Source organism: Paenibacillus sp. FSL E2-0178 (genome assembly GCF_038593005.1).
Taxonomy (GTDB): domain Bacteria; phylum Bacillota; class Bacilli; order Paenibacillales; family Paenibacillaceae; genus Paenibacillus_AQ; species Paenibacillus_AQ phytohabitans.
Genome location: NZ_CP151953.1, coordinates 5602324 through 5626281, shown reverse-complemented (window position 1 = coordinate 5626281; position 23958 = coordinate 5602324). Strand labels below are relative to the sequence as shown.

The window sequence follows — 23958 nt, the reverse complement described above, 5'->3', positions numbered from 1 at the left end:
TCATATCGGTGCCTCCTTTCGCTTGCCTGTTTTTGCTTCTGAACATGTTGCTGTTGATCTGAAATGGCCGTTTCATGTCCTCACCATAGCCGCTCCGGACGGTTAGAGCAATATTCAGTTTACCTGTTAATCGCCGCAGAACCCTTATGCAGCCTGGGTTTAGAGGATTCCGCCCAGCTCCCGGGCCAAATTCTCCCCCATCCGGATATGTCCGTCATCCCCGGGATGAATCAGATCACAGGACAGCCCGCTAAGGTCATCCAGCACCCGGCTTCCTTCAATCAGGCTCAGCTTGGGGTGTGACAGGCGCTGTACGTGACTGCGCAGAATCCCGTTAAACTGGATATCCTTGTCCGCAATCCCGCTGGCCGGGAAATTCGCAAAGTTGGGATAAATCGTAATTACCGCCACCGGCTTCTCCGGATGCCTGCTTACCAGCCCGTCCAGCAAATAGCCGGTCCGCTCACGGAATTCGTCCGCCGGCATATGATCGCGCATATTCACGCCCAGCTCCAGCGTCATGAACGACCAGTCCTGCTGCTCCGCAAGAAAATCACTCATCTCCCGTTCGCACTGGCAGGAGCCGCTCATGCCCAGATTAAGCACATCGGCAGCCAGCCTTCTTGCCGCTTGGCCGATGTACGGCAGGCTGCTGTTCTCACCGTTGGTAATGGAGGAGCCGTAAGCAATCCAGCGCTTCCGGGGAGTCTCTCCTTCCTCCGGCGGGCGGAGCGGATGACCGAAGGTCTCAATGCCGCAGACCACGCAGGCATACCGTCCGAAGCATATACGCCACACCTCCGGTGCAAAGCCCGTTCCCATCAGCAGCTGGCGGGCGGCCATCGCCAGCCGCGGCGGCTCGCTTAACTGAAGCGTGCGGATGGTCCCTGCCTGAAGCTCATGCCTGGAATGGAATAGTCCGCCCTTGAATACGGTCACACAGCCATCCGCCTCCGGCAAAGACAGGGTTACCCGGATGTTCGGGGCGGCTGTAACGAAACGAAGCTCACAGCCGCCCGCTTCCCCGGCGATGAACCGGCCCCGCTCATTCAGCTGCTCCCTGACGCTGCGGGGAACACGGCGCAGATACACGCCATTTCCTGCTGCCGGTTCCAGCTCAGCGACGTTATGGAACGCAATCCGGTCCAGTCCCGGCAGCCCCTTGACCATGGCGGAATCAACCATGCTTCATCGCCTCCACCAGCAGCAGTAGCGTCATGGATTGCCCGTAGGGCATCGGACAGACCGGAATCTCGCGGTAGTCCTGAAGCGTAGCTCCCATACCCGTTCCGTAAGATACACCCTGTACTATCCCTTCTTCATCAATCTGGCCCAGCACATAGTGAAGAGCTGCCAGGGCAGGCTTGCGGCAGCTCTCATCCAGCAGCCCCTGCCGCACCGCTTTCAGCATGCCGTAAGCAAAAGCGGCGGTAGCCGAGGTCTCCAGATAGGAGCTGCTGTCGTCCAGCAGGGTATGCCACGCGCCTTCCGGCGTCTGCAGCTCAAGCAGCTTGCGTACCTGCCGCTCCAGCGAGGACAGCAGGAAGCTGCTCACGCCCGGCGGCAGCTTCACCATCTCCAGGTAATCCACCAGCCCCGCCGTATACCAGGAGTTGCCGCGCGCCCACAACGCGCGGGCAAAGTGATGGCCCCCCTCGAAGGTCCACCCGTGGAAGAATAGCCCTGTTGCGGGATCGGTCAGGTATTTGAGATGGACGAGAAACTGGCGGATACTCTCCTGTATGCAGTCCTCTTCCTTCAGTACAATCCCCATCCGGGCTACGAACAGCACCGTCATATACAGCGTGTCGTCCCAGAGCTGTCCGGGATTCGGGCTGCCGGTAACCTCATGCTGAATACCCGCTTCCTCTGTGCGGGGCATGTCATTCAGCACATAATCCAGCCATTCCCGGCACAGCTTCAGATAATCTGCGCGTCCGGTCTCCTCCGCCAGATAGCTTAAGGTAAGCATCGGGCACATTGTGTTGACGTTTTTTACGGGAATGCCCCCGTCAAGCTTGCTGTCGAACCAGCCGGTCAGATAGTGCAGAATCTCTTCATCTCCGGTTTCCCGGTAATAGCTGTATAAAGCGAAGAGCCCCACTCCCTGCGGCCATTCCCAATTGTCCATAGAGATAATGCCGATGGGTGCCGTTTCCTGAATGGAGCCTCTCATATCCTTCATCCGCTCAATGACGCGGCCGATATGTCCTTCAAGTACTGTCCGTGATACTGCTTCCATAATGCTCCTCCTTCTGCAATGTCCTGCTCTGAACCTGGGGCCATGAGCATGTGAAGCCTGAAGCCTGTTGATGACTGATTAGCCCTGTTCGCCACCCCATTGTAGTCAAGCGGCGGAATGCCGTCCATTAACAAGAATCTTGCTAATCGCTTTCATTTCTGGCATTGTTCATGATGGGGCTGTATTCATCATTAGGAGGAGTACATGAATAGGAGGAGTACATGCTCACGTTCACCATCTCTATAGATAAGATGCACTACAGAAATTAACGAAAAGCGAAAAGAAGCGTAGGGGAAATTTGGAACTATAGGTGCGGGTAGCGGCCGGAAGTTCAAGGGTTCACCGCTGTGACGACTAAGCTTCAAGTTCAAATCTGAAGTGCGTCTTGTATAGATTGAGCCTGTAAATTTATATTGGGGAGAAGCGGATCAAGTAGAAACTGCTACGCTGTCCTTTTAAAGAACGGCATCCGTTTCAGCGGGAAAACTAAGAAATATGTATGGCGCGAAGCTTATAAATTCTTAACTTTTAGGAAATCCGCAGACTGACCGTGCCCGGAAGGCATAACCCTCCACGGAGCCGGGAATCCATCCCAAATTATAAATTTCCAGTTCAGTCTTATAAGAGAGAAATCAGGGAGGCTAACAGGTAATGAAAATCAAATTTGATCTTTTTCCGGGCGGCGTTACTAAAGCGCTCACATTAAGCTGGGATGATGGAAGAATCCACGACAGACGGCTTGTGGAGATTCATAACCGGCACGGGCTGAAGGGCTCATTCCATTTGAATTCGGGGTTCTTCGGCAATGAAGGCTATATCACTGAAGACGAAGTGGCAGCGCTCTATCAGGGGCATGAAATTTCAGCACATACCAGTACTCATCCCTTCCTCTCCATGACCCCGCGTGAGGGCATCGCCGAAGAGATTCTGAAGGACCGCAGACATCTGGAAGCGATAGCGGGCTATCCCGTAAGGGGCATGTCCTATCCGTTCGGCGATTACAGTGATCAGGTGCTGAGCGTTCTGCCGGCGCTGGGAATTGAATATTCACGTACGGTAAAGTCCCATGGCAGCTTCAGCCTGCCGGACAACCTCCTGGCTTGGCATCCTACCTGCCATCACCGCGACATGCTGGCGCTGGGCAAGCAGTTCCTGAAGGAGCAGCCCCGGTTCTCCCATATGCAGCTTTTGTATGTATGGGGCCACAGCTACGAATTCAACGACAATGATAACTGGGAGGAGCTTGAGCAGTTCGCCGCCATGATGGGCGGCCATGAAGAGATCTGGTATGCCACTAATATCGAGATTGCCGACTACTTGTCCGCTGTACAAGGACTGCGCTTCTCCGCTTCCCGGGAGATGGTCTATAATCCATCAGCAGTGGATGTATGGATCACCGCCGGGGACGAGGCTTGCCGGATATCCGGAGGGGCTACGGTGCAGCTGGGTTAGGAATTGCTGTGGGTATGTTAGGGAGCCGATCCATGGCTTATGAGCATTCGCCCGTGGCCGTGGCCGGGGGCGCGGGCACAGGCACGGTTGCTGGCATGGCCGGGAGCACGGGCACAGGCACGGTTGCTGGCGCGGCCGGGGGCGCGGGCACAGGCACGGTTGCTGGCACGGCCGGGGCGTGGGCACAGGCACGGTTGCTAGCGCGGCCGGGGGCGCGAGCACAGGCACGGTTGCTGGCGCGGCCGGGGGCGCGGGCACAGGCACGGTTGCTGGCGCGGCCGGGGGCGCGGGCACAGGCACGGTTGCTGGCGCGGCCGGGGGTGCGGGCACAGGCACGGCTGCTGGCGCGGCCGGGGGCGTGAGCACAGGCACGGTTGCTGGCGCGGCCGGGGGCGTGAGCACAGGCACGGTTGCTGGCGCGGCCGGGGGCGTGAGCACAGGCACGGCTGTGGCGCGGCCGGGGGCGCGGGCACAGGCACGGTTGCTGGCGCGACCAGGGGCGTGGGCACAGACACGGTTGCTGGCGCGGCCGGGGGCGTGAGCACAGATACGGTTGCTGGCGCGGTAAGGAGAAATTGTTGTATAAATTGCAACTTTGATTCATTAATTCCTGGGTGTTTGAGAGGATTGTTGTACAAAATACAAGAATTCTCTCGCTGAGCGGCTTGGGGGATGAGAAATGTTGTATTTCATACAACAATCCATAGTTATAGCCGATTTAACGCGGAGAATGTTGTATTTAGTGCAGGATTTCAGTAGTAAACGCACACGGTAACGCATTCGTAATAAAACCGGCTATTAACCGCACTAGTTGTGTCATAGTTACAGTCACAGTCACAGTTAAAGTTATAGTTATAGTTATAGTCGTAGTCGTAGTCGTAGTCGTAGTCGTAGTTACAGTCATAGCTACAGTCATAGCTACAGTCATAGTTACAGTCATAGGTACAATCGTAGGTACAATCGTAGGTACAGTTACAGTTACAGTTACAGTTAAAGTCCCAGTCGTAGTTACAGTTAAAGTCTCAGCTGCCGGATTTCTGCCACAAACGTGGTTAGATTTAGCTAAGTCTATTAATATCTACTTCATTCAGCCAGAACTCGAGTTGCACACCTGGTTGGACTGAAGCAGATGCTGATTTGAGCTTAAGTCGCAGGATAGCGGGATTCCCTTATACCTAAGTGCCCCTTATCCCCTTCTTTCTGTGAACATAATAAAACCCGATTCCAACACAGCCTGAACGGCTGGTGGAATCGGGTTATTATTATAGTAGATGCGCTTAGGCACTGAGGGTCTACGGTAAGGGTAGTGATGCCGGCTGGCGGCATAGCTAGATTCACGGCGCGCTTGATAGTGCAGATACTTATAGCTCGCCGTAACAGATTGAACACGGCGAGTGATTCATATGGATTCGCGGCTGTGAGCAGCAGAGGCCTGATTATCGGCGCGTGACAGTGGGGATGCTTATGGCGTTAGCAGCAGTTTGAGTGAGATGAGCAGCATGGATAGATTGGGCACAACCGGTCTAACCGGCTGCTACTGCCATCCTCCGGCGGCAGCATCTATATTGTCCTGCCGGGCGATCCACGTCAGGCAGGCCGCCCGGAGCAGCGCTTCGGTCCGCTGGGCCGCGCTGCAGAAGATTCCGCTCAGGCCGATCTGATACAGATCGGCCAGCGCGTACGCCGCCGGTGCCCCCGCGGCGAGCACGGCCGCCGCCGGCTTCACCCGGCGCACGGCGGCTAACACCTCAGCCGCCGCCTTGGCGAAGCCCTCGGCGGCGCTCTCCTCCAGCGCGGCTTCACCGGCCGCGCCGTCCAGCACCAGGAAATCGGCGATGCGCGCGATTTCCCCCGCGGCAGCGCGCCCCACATCGGGGAGCAGAAGCGCCCCGATGCGGCACGCTGCCGCGTAAGCGTGGCCGAGGGTCTGCTCGGCCACGCCCTCAATGAATTCGCGCTGTGCCGCGAATTCGGCTGCGCTGGCGGGGTACGGCGCCAGCAGGTCCACGCGGCTGTCGCCGCCCAGCCGCTGGCTCTCCGCCACCGCGGCGAACAGCGCTTCAAGCTGCGCATCCTGCAGCGCGGCCAGTCTTGCCGGGCGAACGGCAAGCTCCGGCGTATAGGGCAGAGCTACTGCGGCCCAGACACCGTCCGCCGACTCCAGAAGCGCGCCAGCGGCAGCCCGCAGCCGGTAATAAATCCGCTGCAGGATACGCTCGGCCTGCCCCTCATCCCCGCAGGACATCCAGCTCGAATAGAGTGCGGCAAGCTCCGGCTCCAGCAGCCATTCTTCGCTGCGGATCAGACAGGGACCAGCAGGGTAAATGCCGGGCTCCTCCCGAAGAAGGGAACGGTCGCCCAATCCGTCGCGCAGCACCAGAAAAGCCGGACGTTCACCCGGACGGCGGAAATAGGTCCGGCTCATGTTCCCGTTACTCTTACGCCGCTCCCCGTCGGTAAGAAATTCCGCTGCAGCGGAAGCTACAGATGCAGACTGGCTCATCTCCATGCCAATAGTCCGGTCGCCGGCATTATACTTGAACGGGCGCTCCTCATTATTTTGATTCTGATCCTGCTGACGTTCACCTTTCATCATCGCACCCACCTTTTTAACTTTGGATTGCTGCCGGCGCTGCTCCCCTTATGGCGATGCCACCGGCATTTTACGATGCTTCAATCTATAAATACTGGCAAAGATCCCGAAATATGCAAACGGTATCAAATGAATGCGGCGCAGCCCTATAAACCTGTGATTTTACTGATTTAAAATACGGAACCATTCCCTTTTCCCGCCAACCGCACTTATACTATTCTGGGTTAGTGTTTTCTCATTCCTCACTTTTTCCATTTGTTAGTAATCTCGATAAATACTACGCTGGAGGAGCTTATGCAATCAGACGATAACCTTATTAAAAATAGGCGGTTGCTTGTACTCCTGTTTTTGCTTATATCCAATATTGTTCTGCTGTCAGCGCTCCAAATGTTCGGATATGATTTCGTCCCTTATTTGAAGTCACCCGGGTTCTACATCATTCTTATTTTATTAATCCCTTTATTCACCGTGATTCTTGTTGCCTATGTCTTATGGAATGCTGTGACGGAATACCATTACAGTTTGCTCAAATCTCCTGAACAGACCCAAACTGTTATCGTTAAATATCGTGTAGTTACTTTAGGGGAAAGTTCCTATTTCTTACACCAGAACAGGTCCTGGGAATCGGCTATCCCCAATGGAACAATGAAAAGGAGCTTATTTTCAGTACAGTAACCGGAGAGAAAAAGGCACAATTCAATTGAATTGTGCCCTCAGATTAAAACATAGCAGTATTATACTGTACATCCTTATCCCCTTGGAAATCGTGGGACGATACTTTAATTTACGGCTGCTGGCTGGCAGCGATCGCCTGCTCCAGATCGTAGAGGATATCATCGATCGACTCTGTACCGATGGACAAGCGCAGCAGCTCCGGAGTAACCCCGGCTGTAATCTGCTCTTCGTCTGACAGCTGCTGATGCGTAGTGCTTGCCGGATGAATGATCAGCGACTTGGAATCACCGACATTAGCCAGATGGGAGAACAGCTTCACATTCTCAATCAGCTTGACGCCTGCCGCTGCTCCGCCTTTGATTCCGAAGGTTAGGATGGCACCCTGGCCTTTGGGCAGATATTTCTTCGCCAGCTCATAGGAAGGATGACTCTGCAGCCCGGCATAGCTTACCCACTCTACAGAATCATGCGCTTCGAGATACTGGGCTACCTTGAGTGCATTCTGGCTATGGCGTTCCAGACGCAAATGCAGCGTTTCGAGTCCCTGCAGCAGCAGCCAGGAGTTGAAAGGCGAGATCGCCGCGCCGAGGTCACGAAGGAGCTGTACGCGTGCTTTTATGATATAGGCAATGGGTCCTACAGCTTCAGTGTAGACTACCCCATGATAACTTGGGTCCGGTTCCGTCAGGCCGGGGAACTTGCCGCTTGCCTTCCAGTCAAACTTGCCGCCGTCCACAATAATTCCGCCGATCGAGGTGCCGTGGCCGCCGATGAATTTGGTAGCCGAATGCACTACTATATCTGCCCCGTGTTCAATCGGACGCAGCAGGTACGGGCTTGGGAAGGTATTATCGACAATCAGCGGAATCCCGTGCTCATGGGCGATAGCCGCCACTGCTTCGATATCCAGCACGTTACCCTGCGGATTGCCGATGGTTTCGGCATAGAGCGCTTTGGTTTTGTCCGTAATCGCTGCCCGGAAGTTCTCCGGATTGTCCGAATCAACAAAATGCACCTTAATCCCCAGTTTGGGCAGCGTCGTAGAGAACAGATTATACGTCCCGCCATACAGGCTCGCAGAGGAAACAATCTCATCCCCTGCACCGGCAATATTCAGAATAGAGAAGGAAATAGCCGCTGCTCCGGAAGCTGTCGCAAGCGCACCCGCCCCGCCCTCCAGCGCGGCAAGGCGCTGTTCGAATACATCGGTGGTCGGGTTCATCAGCCGGGTATAGATGTTGCCGAATTCCTTAAGCGCGAACAGATTGGCAGCATGCTCTGCATCACGGAAACCGTAGGATGTGGTCTGATACAGCGGTACAGCACGGGCTAAAGTAGTTGGATCAATCTCCTGGCCTGCGTGGACGGTTAAGGTTTCAAATGACAGCTTGCGCTCTTCTGACATGGGGTATTTCCTCCTCTAAAGGTATAATGGCAAAGGTTAACAATTAAGAATTGTACCTATTCTCTCACAAACCATGTCATTTGGAAAGATAAAATTCTCATTATTTCCCTATGTTTTATTTGTTTAATTATGGGATAATTCAAGCCTGTTTCCCGGGCCGCAACAAAAAATCCCGCCGCAAGCAGCGAGAGTCGGAGAATAACGGTACCCGTCTACAATTTCTTGTGATAAATCCACCCTTATTTCGACCCAGCTTCAGGTGTCGTAACTTACCGTATAACGATGAAGCGCCGTGTTATAGCAGCCGATGCTGTGTTCAATCAGTCTGCCTTCCCCGTCATAGGAGTTGCGCAGGCGTTTAAGCATATGCTTCGGGAGCAGAGGGTAGCGTCCGGTGATATCAGGTGCGCTAACAGCCCTCATTTCCTCCCAGCGAAGCGTTAGCGTCCTTTTATAAGGGGGGCACGCTGCAGTACAGCAAAATTCCGGCTGATTCAGAGGGATTTATCCCTTTAATCCCGCCGCTCAGCCCACTTTCGACCAATTTAGTGGGATTTATCCCTTTAATCCCGCCGCTCAACCTACTTCCGGCTGATTCAGAGGGATTTATCCCTTTATTTCCGCCGCTCAGCCCACTTTCGGCCAATTTAGCGGGATTTATCCCTTTAATCCCGGCGCTCATCCTACTTCCGGAGATTCAGAGGGATTTATCCCTTTAATCCCGCCGCTCAGCCCACTTCCGGCCAATTCAAAGGGATTTATCCCTTTAATCCCGGCGCTCAACCCACTTCCGGCTGATTCAGAGGGATTTATCCCTTTATTTCCCCACACTCAGCCCACTCACCTAACTCTCGGCGCCCCATTTCATATTCAGCTTATCTACAACAGATAACCAGACAACTATTATAATCCCCTTTACAGAAACGAAAAGGCTGCGGCCTCCCTGAAATCCAGGAGGCCACAGCCTTTTCTGTGCATAGCTGAGTTGTATTTAGTAGCTGCTCTGACTTTGTTCACCTTTGGCAATGGCTACGCCGCCGCTTGTCCCGATCCGGGTTGCGCCTGCTCCGACCATAACGAGTGCGTCTTCCGCACTGCGCACACCGCCGGATGCCTTAACGCCGATAGTTGGTCCAACTGTTGCCCGCATAAGTGCGATATCTTCCTTCGTAGCACCACCCGTGGAGAAGCCGGTCGAAGTCTTCACGAAGTCTGCCCCCGCTTCTACAGCGAGCTTACAGGCGCGGACCTTCTCTTCATCGGTCAGCAGGCAGGTCTCAATGATGACTTTGGTCAGCGCTTTACCGCGGGCCGCTTCAACCACTGCGGCGATATCACGTTTCACCAGCTCGTCATTGCCGTCTTTCAGTGCGCCGATATTGATAACCATATCTACTTCGCCGGCACCGTTAGCAATCGCATCGGTGGTTTCAAAGGCTTTGGTTTCCGGTGTGGACGATCCCAGCGGGAACCCGATCACTGTACATACTTTAACTTCCGGCGTATCCTTCAGCACTGCATAGGCCGTGGACACCCAGGCCGGGTTCACGCAGACCGAAGCGAATTTGTATGCTTTGGCTTCCTCAGCCAGCTTGATAATATCGTCTTTACGGGCATCCGCCTTCAGCAGCGTATGATCAATAATTCCGGATATTGTAGTTTCACTCATTATTAATTCCTCCATGTAATCGGTAGTAGATGTTCGCATTCCTTGTAATCATACCAATAGTCGAACACTTTGGAAAGCCGGAGAGCGAACACCTGTCACTACGCCCGATCAACACTCGAATCGCCGCTTATACCTTTACCTGCCGGATAGCCTCCCGCAAGTCGCCCGTATTCGCGCTGATCATCATCGAAGCCTCGTACACTTCTTTGATCTTCTCCAGCTGTTGACCGGTCAGCTCACGGATCTGCCTTGTCTGCTCCGAGACGCCTCCGGCAATGGAAGCCATGCTGCCCACCGTTGCAGCAACCTCCTCTGTGCCTGCTGACAGCTGCTCTGCCGTCGCCGACATATCGACAATCTGTCCGGCCACCTCACGAAAAGCGGCCGAGGCTTCCAGCAGCGCAGCTTCTGCTTCGGCAGACATCCGCACACCTTCACTGACTTCATGGGAAGCGTCCGTCATTTGCGTACCGATGCTTGCCGAGGCATTGCCGATATGAATCAGTAAATCGGCAACCTGCTCGACAGAAGCCGCAGAACCCTCCGCCAGCTTCCGTACCTCTCCGGCTACGACAGTGAAGCCTCGCCCGTGTTCTCCCGCGCGCGCTGCCTCAATCGAGGCATTCAGCGCAAGCAGCTTCGTCTGATCGGCGAACTGCCTGATCGAAGCCAGCGCGCCCTCGATTTCATTCGCATAGCCTTGCAGCAGCAGCACGATATCCAGAGTATGGCCGGTAGATACGGAAATCGACTTCATCTGCTGATTTGTGTGGTTCATGGCGTTCTGGGAGGACTCCACGATATCCAGAGCCCTGACCGCGAATTCGGAGACAGTGGCCGAAGCTGCCGAAATGCGCGAAATCCCCTGCGCCATCTCATCCATTGCCACAGCGCTGCTCTGCGCCCCTTCAGTCTGTGAATGGGCCCCGGCGTAGATGTCGCCTATTCTCCCGTTGACGGCCTCACTCATCTTCAGCACATCATCGGCATTCCTGGCGAATGTCTCGGAGGAGCCGTAGAGAGAATCGGATGCCGTGGACACACCAGACACCATCCCTCTCACTCTTGCATTCAGATCTCCTGACATCTGAAGCATCGCCTGATAAGCCGTTCCAATCTCATCACGGGACTTAACCGGACGGGCATTCAGAATCCGCGCGGCCTCAGCCAATTCGCCCCTGGCCATGGTGCCCGCACTCTCCGTGATCGTCCCCAGAGGACGCAAGGACCGGGATACAAACCAGGCCAGCACCGCCAAAGCGGCCAGGGATAAGGCGAGAATAATACCATAGAGAGGCAGACTTTGGATCAGGACGTCACGGGTCAGGCTGCTAAGGACAGCGACGTCGGTGTCAATGCCCAGCGCCCCGATCAGAGCCCCGTCAGCCCCTTTCACCGGTACAAATGCCGAGATATAATCCCCGTATTCAGGATTCATGATCAGCGGCGTACTCGCATTCTCTCCGGCAAGGACCGCCTCAACTGCAGCAGCCGGCATATCTGTAATTTCATTAATCTGCGAAGCCAGCGGGTCCCCCTCCGGTCTGCCGTCAATCATCAGCTGCGGCTGATTGGCTTCATCGATCCTGACAAAGTATACATAACGGGCACCGATCGACACCCGGAACTGATCCAGTTCATTGCGGAGCGACCAATACAGATCCGATTCCCGGGGATCGGCCAGGAACTCGCTGTAACGGCCGGCATCAATCTGCGTAACATAATGGCTGGCAATACTCATGTTGTAACTGCTGATCGTCCCTTTCACCGCTGATCCGGTGTTCGCCCGCTGAATCGCAATGTTCCCTGCCGTGATACATAGAATGACTACAGTCATGATACAGAGGATACGGGCAATAAGTCTTGTTCGGATAAAAGAAAACATGAAGGCCTTCCCTTTCGCGCACGGCAATTGCGTTGTTAAAGTAGGGTCATTCCTGAACATGCAATGACAAATGTCCCTCTACCGGAAAATTTCGACAAATTTTTCGAAAATCCTTTTTCCTGCCGCAAAAGATATTACAAAAAAAGAGACTGCCTCTGAAGCCATAACAGCTCCAAAGACAGCCTCAATACCTTTATCCTTCAATGCCCGCCCGACAAGCCCAGGCCGATCCGCTTCACCAGCCGGGCACTTTCTTCATTTAATCCGGTAATCGTTACCTTTTTGCCGAGTGCCGCATATTTGTCCAGCGTTTTGGCAATGGCTCCCACCGCCGACTGATCCCACACATGAGAATGGGAGAAGTCGATAATCACCTGCCCCGGATCACTCTCATACATAAATTCATGCACGAAATGACTGGTTGTACCGAAGAACAGCTGGCCCGATACTTTGTAAGTAGTTACAGATGCCGTCGTATGGACACTGAGCTTTATTGAAGCCATTTTCCAGGCAAAAGACAAAGCGCTCAGCAGAACACCGAACAGTACGCCGATCGACAGATTATCCGTCACTACCACGGTGACTACCGTAACGATCATGACCAGCGCATCGCTGAGCGGCACCTTGGCTAAAGTCTTCAGTGAACCCCACTCGAAGGTGCTGATACAGACCATGATCATAACACCGACCAAGGCGCCCATCGGAATCTGCTTAACCACATCGCCCAGGACGAGAATCAGGAACAAAAGAAAGATCCCCGATACAAAAGTAGACAGCCGTGTACGTCCGCCCGATTTCATATTAACCATCGACTGGCCGATCATTGCACAGCCTGCCATCCCGCCGAAGAAGCCGGTCACGATATTAGCCAGGCCTTGTCCCTTCGCTTCCCGGTTCTTGTCACTGCCGGTGCCGGTAATATCATCAATCAGCGTTGCGGTCATTAGGGATTCCAGCAATCCGACTACAGCGAGAGACAGTGAATAGGGCAGAATGATCAGCAGTGTATCCAGCGTGAAGGGAAGATCCGGCAGATGGAACACCGGCAGAGCCGAAGTAATGGTGCCCATATCGCCTACGGTTCTTACATCCAGATTAAGAACAATACTGAGTACGGAAACTGCGATAATCGCTACAAGTGCTGAAGGGACAGCCTTCGTGATCCGCGGAACCGTATAAATGATGACCAGTGTAAGTGCCACCAGCGCATACATAATCCAGCCCTGTCCTTCAAAATGCACCAGCTGGGCCATAAAGATAAGAATGGCTAATGCGTTGACGAAGCCGGTCATTACCGGCTGCGGCAGGAACGTGATGAATCTGCCCAGCTTCAGCATCCCCATTAGAATCTGAAAGATTCCCGCCAGTACGGTGGCCGCGAACAAATACTCAATTCCGTGTGAAATCACCAGGCTGCCGACCAACAGCGCCATCGCCCCGGTTGCGGCCGAGATCATGCCCGGTCTTCCGCCGGCAAAGGCCGTCACAATAGCAATACAGAAAGATGCGTACAATCCAACCATCGGGCTTACGCCGGCGAGGATGGAGAAAGCAATCGCTTCAGGGATTAAGGCAATCGCCACGGTCATACCTGACAGAATGTCGCTCCGTGTGTTGGAAAACCAACCGTTGTTGTATAAGCTTGACTGCTTCAAATTGTGCTGCTCCTCCTGTGTCTTGTTATAAGGTTATAGGCTCTTCCATAGAGCCCGGGGCCGGTGCACCGCCAGTGCTTCTTATTGTACCTGACCCGCCTTAACCTCCACAAAAGTCCAACCTGTGCTTGTAAGCGCTACTTCCTGCCCCGTTCTCGCCGATCCTGCTATTTTCGCCTGAACTCTAGATATTAAAATTAACGGTACAGCCCGGATGCTTTCACTTCATTGAAGAAAGTATTGAACTCTTCAATATTAAGCTGCTGCGCCGCATCCGATAAGGCGGTTGCCGGATCGGGGTGCACTTCCACCATGATGCCGTCGGCTCCGGCGGCAAGTGCGGCTTTGGCACATGGGATCAGGATATCCTTGCGTCCGGTGGAATGGGTCACATCGACCAGCACCGGCAGATGGCATTCCTGCTTGAGAATCGGCACTGCCGAAATATCCAGCGTATTGCGGGTCGCTTTCTCATAGGTACGGATGCCGCGTTCAATCAGTATGATCTCCATGTTGCCCCGGGACATAATGTATTCTGCCGCATGGACGAATTCATCCAGTGTCGCCGACAAACCACGCTTCAGCAATACCGGCTTGTTCACTTCCCCTACCGCTTTGAGCAGTTCGAAGTTATGCATATTCCGTGCACCGACCTGAATAACATCGACATAATCAAGGGCCTCTTCAATATGACGAGGATCTACAATTTCACTGATGGTCAGAAGCCCGTATTCATTCGCCGCTTCACGCAGAATTCTCAGGCCATCCATCCCAAGTCCCTGGAAATCATACGGGGAGGTACGGGGCTTGAAGGCTCCGCCGCGCATCACCTTCACTCCTGCCTTCTGCAGGGCAGCGGCAACTGTACGGGTCTGCAGCTCACTCTCCACCGAGCAGGGTCCGGCAACCATCAGCGAAGATAATCCGCCGACGGTTACATTACCCGGAAGGGTAATTACTGTATCTTCGGCGTGATTTTTCCGGGCTACCAGCAGGGACTTCTTATGCTCCGTGCTTTGCAGATCCAGTGAAGCAGAGAAAATCTGCTTGAACAGGGTACGGATCGTGCCGCTGGTGAACGGTCCCTTGTTGCTTGCTACCAGCTTATCCAGCATGGCTTTCTCGCGTTCAGGATCGAACTTCGGCACACCCTGCTTCTCCTTAAGCACTCCGATTTCCTGAACGATTTCCGCACGCTCCGAGATCAGCTCCAGCAGTTGTCCGTTAATTTCATCAAGCCGTGCTCTCAGCTTATCCAATTCCACATTACTCATTTCCTGACACTCCCTTTAGTAGTTAATAGTTAATCCTATGAACGAACGCAAAAAGGCCCCCCGTCGCAAGGGACGAGGAGCCGTGGTACCACCCTTATTTAGAGATGAATCCTGCTGACGCGTCAGCACCCGGAAAGCTGTTACCTCATCCCGGACCGGATTAACTCTGTCTTACACCCGTTAACGCTGGAAGCGGGCCTCCCTACTCATACCTGCTGCAGCAGTGTACTTCAGGGGCCGACTCGGAAGTGAACTTCAGCACTAAGCGTCAAATGAGGGTGCTCTCAGTCTCCGGCACACCTTCCCTGTTAAGATCCGCTATAAAGTGCTTACTCTCTTCGTCATTGTCATTTAATGGTATATCGGTGCGTCTTATGCACCGGTTTCTGCTATCTTAATCAAAATGACTTCCACATGCAAGATGTCAGAGTGACGCATTACAGCTTTAACGCAACAACGTTACTCATTGATGAATAGACGGAAGACTGCCCGCTGATTAAAAGAATTTTCCGATAACATTCACTATCGTCTCGCTTCTCAGCGGCTTGCTGATATACTCGTCCATTCCGGCGTCAATGCATAATTCACGGTCGCCTTTGAGTGCATTCGCCGTTACGGCAATAATGACCGGCTGCGAGTCCGCCGGCTGCGTCTGCCTGATTCTCGACGTGGCCTCCAGGCCGTTCATGCCGGGCATCTGCACATCCATGAAGATCAGGTCATAGCTGCGCTGAGTGACCATCTCGACTACCTGCAGCCCGTCTTCCGCAACATCCACGGCGAACCCGCGCTTCTCCAGAATTGTGCGCAGCACAAGCTGATTAATGACATTGTCTTCAGCCACCAGGATGCGCAAAGAACGGTTCAGCTGCTGCGGACTCAGCAGGCCCGGCTCCGCCCCCTCAGCGGTCAGGGCCTGCTTCTCGGTCCGGAGCACCACCGTAAATACAAAGGTTGCCCCCTGCCCGGTCTGCGGCTCCAGCTGAATCCTGCCTCCCATCATTTCAACCAGCTGCTTGCTGATCGCCAGCCCCAGACCACTTCCTTCATGTTTGCGGCTCATGTAATGATCCAGCTGGTAGAACGGCTCGAACAACCGGCTGCGGGCATCCTCCGGAATGCCTATTCCTGTATCCGCCACTGTAAATTGCAGTGTTACCCCATCAGCAGTCTCTTCTCCACGTACCCTTTGCACGCCGACTTTTACCCCGCCTGTGTGAGTGAACTTCACTGCATTTCCGACCAGATTGATCAGGATCTGCTTCAAGCGTTCTCCGTCCCCGATCAGATCAGCAGGCACATCCGGACCCACTTCCACCTGGATGGCGAGGCCCTTATTCTCCGCTTTAAGCTGCAGCAGCTCCAGAGCAGACTCCATGCAGTGCTGAAGGACAAACGGTTCTTCATGCAATGAGGTTTTGCCCGCCTCAATCTTGGACAGATCCAGAATATCGTTAATGATATTCAGCAGGGATTCTCCGCTCTGGCGGATGATTTCCAGGTACTCCCTTTGCTGGGAATCCGGATCACTGAGGTCCAGCAGCAGATCGGTCATCCCGATCACCCCGTTCATCGGCGTGCGGATTTCATGGCTCATCATAGCCAGGAACTCACTTTTGGCCCGGTTCGTATTCTCGGCGGTTTCTTTGGCGATCAGCAGCTTCTTCTGCTCGGTAATATCCTTGACGATAATATAAAAGCCCACCGTCTCATTGTTGATAATGATAGGGGCAAGGGTTGTCAGCACCTCCACCGAATGTCCGTCCTTATGCCAGATGAGGTCGATATTCCGTTCCATGGAACCCTTCTTCTGGCAGAAGCTGATCACGTCGTGAAGATGGTGATTCCCGATAATCCGGCCGACACTCATTCCCACCAGCTCAGGAATTGTGTACCCTGTCAGCTGTACGGCCTTCTCATTCCCGTTGATAATGTTACCTTCCAGATCCAGGGAAATAATCGCATCATGGTTATATTTCTTCAGCGAGGTATACCGCTCTACCGATTCCTGCAGCTTCTGCTCCATAATCTTGCGCTGTGTCACATCACGGCCTACGGCAAGCACGCTCCAGCTCCCGTTGTCTTCCACAATCCGCAGCGTGAATTCAATCCAGAGATACCGCCCGTCCTTATGAAGAATCCGCAGCTGCACACTCTGAAGCTCAGCCGCCTGCGGTCCACTCATAAACTCCATATCCCCGGGGTGAACCAGTCCGCGGATATCACAGCCGATTAATTCCTCAGGCTTATACCCGAGTACTTCCACAATCGAAGGAGAACAGTATCTGCAGATACCATCCGGGGTAGCATAATATACAATGTCTCTAATATTGGCTGCGATCAGGCGGTACAGCTCATCTGGCGGTGCCGGAAGTTCATCCATGGACTTAGCTTCCGGGTGCGGCAATCCGGCCAGATGAACGATATAATACAAGCCCATGCCAGTAGAAGGCTCGCTAATCAGAGAAACATGCAGCAGTACTGCAACTTCAGAGCCGTCTGCATGCCGGAAATTCAGTTCGCATTCAAAAAAGGGAACCTCTCCCGCTTTTAGAGTCCCCATCTTTTGCCTATGTATCTCCAGGGAATCTTCAGACAGAAACTCCGTGAAGCCATGTCCCAGCAATCGTTCTTCCGTGTATCCGAGCAACAGGGTTACCGCCGGATTCATACTAGTCCATTCTTCGGAAATGGAGAGAAATGCGACTCCGGCAGTCCCCTTTTTGAATGCCTGTTCGAATGGAGAAGAAGCCTCCGTATACTGTCTTAGCATAAATTCCACCGCCCGTTTGTGGAGTGATAAATGCAATTATTATATATCAAATCTGTACTATAAATATCTTGCATATCCGGGCGAAAGTCAAATAATTATGTCGAAATATAAACTATAAAATGTATAGCAGATTATATTAACCTGCGAACCAGCCTTCAGACAGAGTTCTCCCCAGTTCCCCACCTTTGTTCAATCCATTCCTGCATTACTTTATCCTTGATTTAGAGCCCGCTGTCCAGCAGCCTCTTCACTGTTTCGGTGAAGGCTTTGACCTGGAACGGTTTGGTAATATACGCGGCAAAACCCCTGTTTTTGGCTTTTTCAATATCCGATAATTGAGCAAACGCACTGGTTCCCAGTACCGGAATATGGCAAGTAGCCTCATCCTGCTGCAATATTTCCAGAGCTTCATATCCGTTAAGGCCGGGCAGCCCGATATCCAGGATGATCAGATCCGGCAGTGCTTCACGGGCCATACTTAGTCCGAGCTCTGCCGTTTCAGCTTTCAGCAGCAATATGGAGGGCAGGTTTCTTTTGAAGATATGATGCATTAGGGCCATGTTGAGTTGATTATCTTCCACATATAATACTGTCCGCTTGTATTCCTCCATCCGGCATATCCTCCTAAAAAGTCCCAGCACAACAGCCCATAAACAGGCAGAAAATAAAAAAGCCGAAGAAAGGGACCATTCCCCCTTCTCCGGCTCATGTTCGGCTCATTCGCATGTCCGACTCATTTCCGCCCTATTTATAGTTAAACTTATTGAAAAGTATAAGCTATCACACTGGTATCTTTGTCGAAATCCCAATCCACATATATATCCGACAGTTCCTTGCCGAGCATCGGGGCAATCGTGGTGGTATCCTCCAAATATCGTTTTTCCATCTTGCGTTTGGTGGTCTTAAGCGTATTCTCATAACCAAGGCCAATCAGTTCCTTCTCCAGCGGGATCAGGATACCCTCTCGTTTGATAATCAGAATGCGCGGGCCCAGCCACCAGGAGTCGGTATAGACCGGTTCCTTCTGTACCTGCCTGCTAACTTCATTAATCTGGGCATGGACTTCTTGACGCCCGGCATAATCGTCAATAATCATAGCGTCATTCTTAATGAGCGCAACGATCATTCCAGACGCGTTATGTATACCCCAGTCATAGAAAAGCTCGCCGACCTCAATAGCCATCATTTCCTTCAGGTAAGCCGCAAGCTCGGGCAGCAGAGACTTCATCAGAAGCTCCCGTGTATATCGAAACGCCTGTTCTTCTTCCTTATTTAACAAAAATCTCTCTACAGGCCCGATGAAATTACGGATATGCATTGCAATACATTGCTTCCCGATGGAGGCATGTACCGACTCAGGCCCTTTCCCAAAGCGTTCCCGCAGTAATCTTCCTGTGAAACTGGAAAGTTGGCTAGTAAGTTCTGTAGTGCTCATTCAATTTCCTCCAGCATAATATTCTTTTGTGTCTGTGTTATACGTATGGGGAGACGCTCCGCCTGCTGAAAAAACGGTTCGTTCACTTTAGTATAATCTCAACCGGGGGACTTCGTATATATATAAATATATAAAAGTTTATAAAGGCTGCCGGGCCTCCCTGTATATATATAGGGCCACAACATTAGTATTGCCCTAATTATGGATTATTAGTTTGACACCCAAAATTAAATTGTTTACAATTAAATAGTTATAAATACTAATTACATATACCGGGAGGATGAAGCAGCAATGAGCATTTATGAGTATGAGGCCCGCAATATCCGGGGGAAAGAGACGCGGCTGGAACAATACAAGGATAAAGTCCTCCTGATCGTTAATACTGCCAGCAAATGCGGCTATACTCCGCAATACTCCGACCTTCAGAAGCTTCATGAGAAATACCAGGAGCAGGGCCTGCAAATTCTCGGGTTTCCCAGCAACCAGTTCGGCGAACAGGAGCCCGGCTCCAATGACGAGGTTAACGTGTTCTGCCAGATCAATTACGGCGTAACCTTCCCGCTTTTTGAGAAAATTGATGTTAAGGGGGATAACCGCCATCCCCTGTTTGCTTATCTGACAGAACAGGCCGGCTTCCAGGGCTTCGACGACACGGACTCAAACGGCAAGCTGCTGCACACCATGCTCCAGGAACGTGACCCTGCAGCGCTAACAAACGATGAGATTAAATGGAATTTCACCAAGTTCCTGATTGACCGTAACGGCAACGTGGTGGAACGCTTCGAATCTCCGGTTGATCCGCTGGATATGGAGCCTGCCATTCAGAAGCTGCTGTAAAGCGTTATAGCGAGAATGATGAAGGCTATGTTACCCGTAAAATACTCAAATAAAAAGGTGTTCCGCTGCCGGTAAGGGCTGCGCAACACCTTTTTGTCATTCACTTGCCCCTGGTTACTTGCCGCGGTAAGTCTCGGTGAACACCTCGAAGAAAGGTGTCGTGTCCCGCTCCGCCATCGTATCCTCTGCACCCGGATTCCAGCCGATCTCTGCCCGCCAGCTGCCCAGCAGGCCTGATTCAATCAGCTCCTGCTCATCCACCTCCATGGACAGATCTGCCTGCGGCGCCACATACAGTGCATCCGCCGGACAATACGCCTCGCACATGAAGCAGGTCTGGCAATCCTCCTGGCGGGCAATGACGGCAAGCTTGCCCTGCATCTCGAAGACATTCGTCGGGCAGACCTTCACGCACAGCCTGCAGCCGATGCAGCGGTCCTGGCTGACCAGTTCAATCATATCACCCGCTCCTCTCTCGGCATCCGCAGCTCATGGGCATGCGGCACGCTTTCGGTGCGGATGCCTATCGTCTCAATGCCGGAGAGAATCAGGCGGTGGGTCTGGCGCGGGTCCAGCGCCGGATACTCGGCCAGGCGCTGCAGTCCGCGGCTCTCCTTGCGGGCCAGCGCGGCGGTGTAGATCCAGCGGCCGACATTCAGCATGGCGGCCGCTTCACGCGATTGCACGATGCCCTGAACCGTCGCGGGCACCTGCCCGCTGAGCTCGGGCATCAGGCTGTTCAGCCGCTGCAGGGCCGCGGCGACCACGGGCTCGCTGCGGAAGTAGTTAATCCGCAGCGGCAGGATCTCCCGCTGGACCGCCGCGATCAGCGGCTTCGCGTCCAGCGCCCTGGCTGTGCCGGCGCCAGCCGGCATCCCGTAGCGGCCCGCCGCGCGGAGCAGCCGGCTGTCCGCCGGACGCGGCGCCTGCAGAGCGTGCCGCGCCGCGCCTTGTCCTGCCCAGCTGCCGCTGCAGATGGCCCAGGATGCATTGTAGGCGCCGCCGCCGGAGATGGCGCCGGTGACTTTCTCGCGGGATGCGGCATCTCCGGCCGCATACAGCCCCGGCACCGAGGTGGCACAATCGGTGCCGGTCAGGCGCAGGCCGCCCGTGCCGCGCATCGTGCCTTCATAGCGCAGCGTGAGCGGGAATTTATCCTTGAACGGATCAATCCCCGCCCGCTCCAGCGGCATGAAGAAGATCGGATGGGCGTTGCGGAGGAATTCCTGCTTCTCCTTCGTATCAGCCAGGTCCAGGGAAGCATAGACCGGTCCCCTCAGCATCAGCTCAGGGATGCTGCCGAAGGTGCGGTCACCCTGATGCAGCGGCCTTCCCGCTTCATCATACAGCGTGGCCCAGGCCAGCATCCGCCCGCGCGTTACCGTTCCGTCCGCGAAGCTCGGAGCATATTGCCGGGTGAATTCCATACCCGACAGCTCGGCACCAGCCTCGGCTGACATCAGCAGTCCTTCGCCCGTGAGCACATTACAGCCCAGCCCCTTGCTGAGGAAGGCACAGCCTCCGGTAGCCATAATCACCGCATTCGCCTTCACTTCCCAGGTCTCCCCGGTCAGGCGGTTAATTCCGCGTGCTCCGCCCACGCCGTGCTGATCATGGAGCAGCTCCAGCGCCGGCGACTGATCCCATATACGCACCCCCGCCTTGCGCACCACTTTACGCATAAGCTTCATATATTCCGGGCCATGCAGATGCGTCCGCAGCGGCCTGCCCTCCTCATCCTTCGGAAAGGGATACCCCCACTCCTCTACCAGCTCCAGATTTTGCTCGACCTGATCCAGCACACGGTGAATCCAGGCATTCTCCGAGAGATAGCCGCCTGCCTTAAGTCTGGCCTGCACAGCCTGCTCCCGCAGCTCTGCCACCGGCGGGATCACCAGCAGCGTTGTTCCTCCCGGCGCGGTAGCCCCGCTTGTTCCGAGATATCCCTTATCGGCCAGAATTACCTTCGCTCCCTGAGAAGCTGCACTCCATGCCGCCCATGCTCCGGCCGGGCCTCCGCCCAGCACTAGAACATCTGTTGTTGCCTGCTGTTGCTGCTGCGGCATTCCGCTTCCTCCTCTTCATGGTCCCCTGAAATGTAGAATTAAGATCAGACTAGCTTCTCCCGCAAAAATGCTATTGTCGAGGCAACAGCCTCATTCAGCGCAGAGGTGGAGCCTTCGTACGGGTCCACCGTGCCAAAGGTGTGATCCGCACCCCGGATGCTCTGATACCGGTGATGCGGCGCTTGTTCCCTGAAGCCTGCATGCTGCTGCAGCAAGGCTTCACGGTCCTGATCACCCTGAATCAGCAGCGCTGCGGCCGGTACTCTGCCGAGTGCCTTCTCCAGATTGAAGCGCTCCTTGTTACGCTGCTGATCCTCGCGGATCGCCCGCTCCTGCAGCGTAAGCGCCGGGGCACCTTCACCCTGCTGCGGCTGCGGCGGTGAACCGCCGTTCCAGACCACCAGCGCCTTCACTTGCGGATGCTCTGCCGCGAACAGAATGTTGCTTCCGCCTGCACGGCTGTGCCCCAGAACCGCTATCCGCTCCGTGTCGGCCAGTCCGGCAAGCGGCAGCCTGCCCTCAAGCAGGCTGTGGAGCACCTGCTCCAGATCCAGGAGCTCCCGGCTCAATGTAGCCGCTCCGGCAGCTTCCTCCGGGCTAATCCCGTCCAGATTGCGGGCAGCGATCCGTGAGAAATTGAAGCTTACGGTGTAGAACCCGCTCCCGGCAAGTCTGCCGGAGACCTCCGGCCAGAACGCCCAGTCCTTATGTCCTCGGAAGCCATGGCTGATCAGGATGACGGGCTTCGGTGCAGTCCCCGCAGGAACCCGTACCTCGCCCTCCAGATACAGCCCGTTCTCCAGCGGCAGCTTGAAATGTTCAATGGTCAAGGTTTCTTCGGACATCTGCATCCCCTCCGTTCACCTGTTTACCTGTCATGAATTACTTGAGCTGCCAGTCGCTGATGTTGAAATCCTTCTTGGCCAGCTTCTCTTCCACTAGGAAATTCTTGGTGCCCTCCAGCAGCTTCGTGCCATCTTCCGTGAAGGCTGTATCCTTAATATCACTGATTGGATTCACCTGCTTCGCGAGTTCCGGGGTTGTATCCCCGATCTCGGCCAGGAACTGATAATACTCATCTTCATGCTGCTTCAGGTCGGCCAGTGCCTTCTCCCGTGCCGCATTCCAGACCTTAGGGAAATCCGGGAATTTCGCAAGATACTCCTCTGACACTACGGTAGCACTGCTTCCGAGCAGATCGGGATGAGTAGAGGCATCATCCAAATGGGTGTACCCCTGCTCGATCTGTTTAAGCGCCGCTACGCCGTTATTGGTGGTCGCATCCACATCGCCGCGGGCAAGTGCTGCGGTAGCATCCGGAATCAGCATGTGAACCAGCTTATAGTCGGTTACGCCTTCCTGCTTCAGCAGACCGACTACGTAGCGGTGCATGAAGGACCCTTTCTGGATCGCAATGGTCTTGCCCTTCAGGTCCTGCACTGTCTTCGGTCCGTCCTTCTTGCCGATCAGATAACCTACCGTATGCGCTGAAGTCTGGGCGATTAACCGGGTCTTGGCTCCGGAAGCGTAGGCAATAATCGCCGGGGTATCCCCAAGGCTGCCGAAATCAAGTCTTCCGCTGATTAAGGATTCCGTCTGATCCGGTCCGTTCGGGAAGCCGGTCAGCTTCACTTCGGTAATTCCGTATTGCTTCAGCTCTTCCTGAATAATCCCTTTATAGAGTCCCCAGCCTTCTGCACCGCCCGGCACATTCAGCTTATTGGAGCCAATGTATCCGAAATTCAGCACAGCCGGAACATTGCTTGTCGCCTCACCACCTGCCGCTTCAACGGTATTCGTTCCGCCGCCGTTTGCTGCCGTTCCGCTGTTCCCGGAGCCGGTATTATTGCCGCAAGCCTGCAGCACCAGCATGATCATCACCACACCTGTAATCAGCGTGAGGCGTCCCCCTTTGCTCCATACACCTTTAATCTCTCTGTACAATTTGCTCATTTCTGTATTCTCCCCTCAGTCGTCTGCTGGATGTTTGATGTTTG

At 54.2% G+C, this 23958-nt stretch carries 18 protein-coding genes; 2 read left to right on the top strand and 16 right to left on the bottom strand.

Annotated features, from left to right (window positions below; genetic code table 11):
• Window positions 1-159: 159 nt before the first annotated feature.
• Together MHI42_RS24640 and MHI42_RS24635 are read right to left on the bottom strand one after the other, a co-directional pair.
• On the bottom strand, window positions 160-1185 hold the full coding sequence (locus tag MHI42_RS24640) for an SGNH/GDSL hydrolase family protein (protein WP_342420927.1): 1026 nt from the start codon (window positions 1183-1185) through the stop codon (window positions 160-162).
• On the bottom strand, window positions 1178-2242 hold the full coding sequence (locus tag MHI42_RS24635) for a glycoside hydrolase family 88 protein (RefSeq protein WP_342420926.1): 1065 nt from the start codon (window positions 2240-2242) through the stop codon (window positions 1178-1180). The genes MHI42_RS24640 and MHI42_RS24635 overlap by 8 nt, the downstream gene beginning before the upstream one ends.
• Before the next feature lie 651 nt (window positions 2243-2893).
• Between MHI42_RS24635 and MHI42_RS24630 the strand changes: the two genes are divergently transcribed.
• Window positions 2894-3694, top strand: a complete 801-nt coding sequence (locus MHI42_RS24630; protein WP_342420925.1) for a polysaccharide deacetylase family protein — start codon at window positions 2894-2896, stop codon at window positions 3692-3694.
• Between the two features lie 1534 nt (window positions 3695-5228).
• Here MHI42_RS24630 and MHI42_RS24625 read toward each other — a convergent pair.
• From MHI42_RS24625 to MHI42_RS24580, 10 genes are all read right to left on the bottom strand, one after another.
• Window positions 5229-6290 (bottom strand): hypothetical protein, encoded by a 1062-nt coding sequence (locus MHI42_RS24625; RefSeq protein ID WP_342420924.1) that lies wholly within the window; start codon window positions 6288-6290, stop codon window positions 5229-5231.
• Between the two features lie 781 nt (window positions 6291-7071).
• A complete protein-coding gene (locus MHI42_RS24620) occupies window positions 7072-8367 on the bottom strand; it encodes a homocysteine synthase (protein ID WP_042140043.1) in 1296 nt (431 codons plus the stop codon).
• Window positions 8368-8622: 255 nt separating this feature from the next.
• Window positions 8623-8790: a hypothetical protein gene (locus MHI42_RS24615; RefSeq protein ID WP_342420923.1), complete on the bottom strand. Its 168-nt coding sequence runs from the start codon at window positions 8788-8790 to the stop codon at window positions 8623-8625.
• Between the two features lie 568 nt (window positions 8791-9358).
• Window positions 9359-10036, bottom strand: coding sequence for a deoxyribose-phosphate aldolase (gene deoC, locus MHI42_RS24610; RefSeq protein ID WP_342420922.1), 678 nt, complete (start codon window positions 10034-10036; stop codon window positions 9359-9361).
• Between the two features lie 127 nt (window positions 10037-10163).
• Window positions 10164-11873: a methyl-accepting chemotaxis protein gene (locus tag MHI42_RS24605; RefSeq protein WP_342420921.1), complete on the bottom strand. Its 1710-nt coding sequence runs from the start codon at window positions 11871-11873 to the stop codon at window positions 10164-10166.
• Between the two features lie 248 nt (window positions 11874-12121).
• The gene (locus MHI42_RS24600; RefSeq protein ID WP_281365894.1) at window positions 12122-13576 is read right to left on the bottom strand and encodes a SulP family inorganic anion transporter; all 1455 of its coding nucleotides are present in this window, start codon (window positions 13574-13576) and stop codon (window positions 12122-12124) included.
• Between the two features lie 197 nt (window positions 13577-13773).
• A complete protein-coding gene (locus tag MHI42_RS24595; protein ID WP_342420920.1) occupies window positions 13774-14850 on the bottom strand; it encodes a bifunctional 3-deoxy-7-phosphoheptulonate synthase/chorismate mutase in 1077 nt (358 codons plus the stop codon).
• Window positions 14851-15346: 496 nt separating this feature from the next.
• Window positions 15347-17623, bottom strand: a complete 2277-nt coding sequence (locus MHI42_RS24590) for a PAS domain S-box protein (RefSeq protein WP_342420919.1) — start codon at window positions 17621-17623, stop codon at window positions 15347-15349.
• A gap of 221 nt (window positions 17624-17844) precedes the next feature.
• The gene (locus MHI42_RS24585; protein ID WP_342420918.1) at window positions 17845-18234 is read right to left on the bottom strand and encodes a response regulator; all 390 of its coding nucleotides are present in this window, start codon (window positions 18232-18234) and stop codon (window positions 17845-17847) included.
• Window positions 18235-18383: 149 nt separating this feature from the next.
• The gene (locus MHI42_RS24580; RefSeq protein WP_342420917.1) at window positions 18384-19058 is read right to left on the bottom strand and encodes a Na-translocating system protein MpsC family protein; all 675 of its coding nucleotides are present in this window, start codon (window positions 19056-19058) and stop codon (window positions 18384-18386) included.
• 291 nt (window positions 19059-19349) lie between these two features.
• Here MHI42_RS24580 and MHI42_RS24575 point away from each other — a divergent pair, with 291 nt between their 5' ends.
• The gene (locus MHI42_RS24575; RefSeq protein WP_342420916.1) at window positions 19350-19895 is read left to right on the top strand and encodes a glutathione peroxidase; all 546 of its coding nucleotides are present in this window, start codon (window positions 19350-19352) and stop codon (window positions 19893-19895) included.
• Between the two features lie 114 nt (window positions 19896-20009).
• Here the strand turns inward: MHI42_RS24575 and MHI42_RS24570 are convergent, their stop codons facing one another.
• Genes MHI42_RS24570 through MHI42_RS24555 form a run of 4 tightly spaced genes read right to left on the bottom strand, consistent with a single transcriptional unit; the run spans window position 20010 to window position 23914 of the window.
• Window positions 20010-20354 carry a ferredoxin family protein gene (locus MHI42_RS24570; RefSeq protein WP_039297374.1) on the bottom strand — a complete coding sequence of 115 codons (345 nt, stop codon included), beginning with the start codon at window positions 20352-20354 and terminating at the stop codon, window positions 20010-20012.
• Window positions 20351-21961 (bottom strand): FAD-binding protein, encoded by a 1611-nt coding sequence (locus tag MHI42_RS24565; protein ID WP_342420915.1) that lies wholly within the window; start codon window positions 21959-21961, stop codon window positions 20351-20353. The genes MHI42_RS24570 and MHI42_RS24565 overlap by 4 nt, the downstream gene beginning before the upstream one ends.
• Before the next feature lie 44 nt (window positions 21962-22005).
• The gene (locus tag MHI42_RS24560; RefSeq protein ID WP_342420914.1) at window positions 22006-22806 is read right to left on the bottom strand and encodes a dienelactone hydrolase family protein; all 801 of its coding nucleotides are present in this window, start codon (window positions 22804-22806) and stop codon (window positions 22006-22008) included.
• A gap of 37 nt (window positions 22807-22843) precedes the next feature.
• The gene (locus MHI42_RS24555) at window positions 22844-23914 is read right to left on the bottom strand and encodes an ABC transporter substrate-binding protein (RefSeq protein WP_342420913.1); all 1071 of its coding nucleotides are present in this window, start codon (window positions 23912-23914) and stop codon (window positions 22844-22846) included.
• Window positions 23915-23958: the final 44 nt, after the last annotated feature.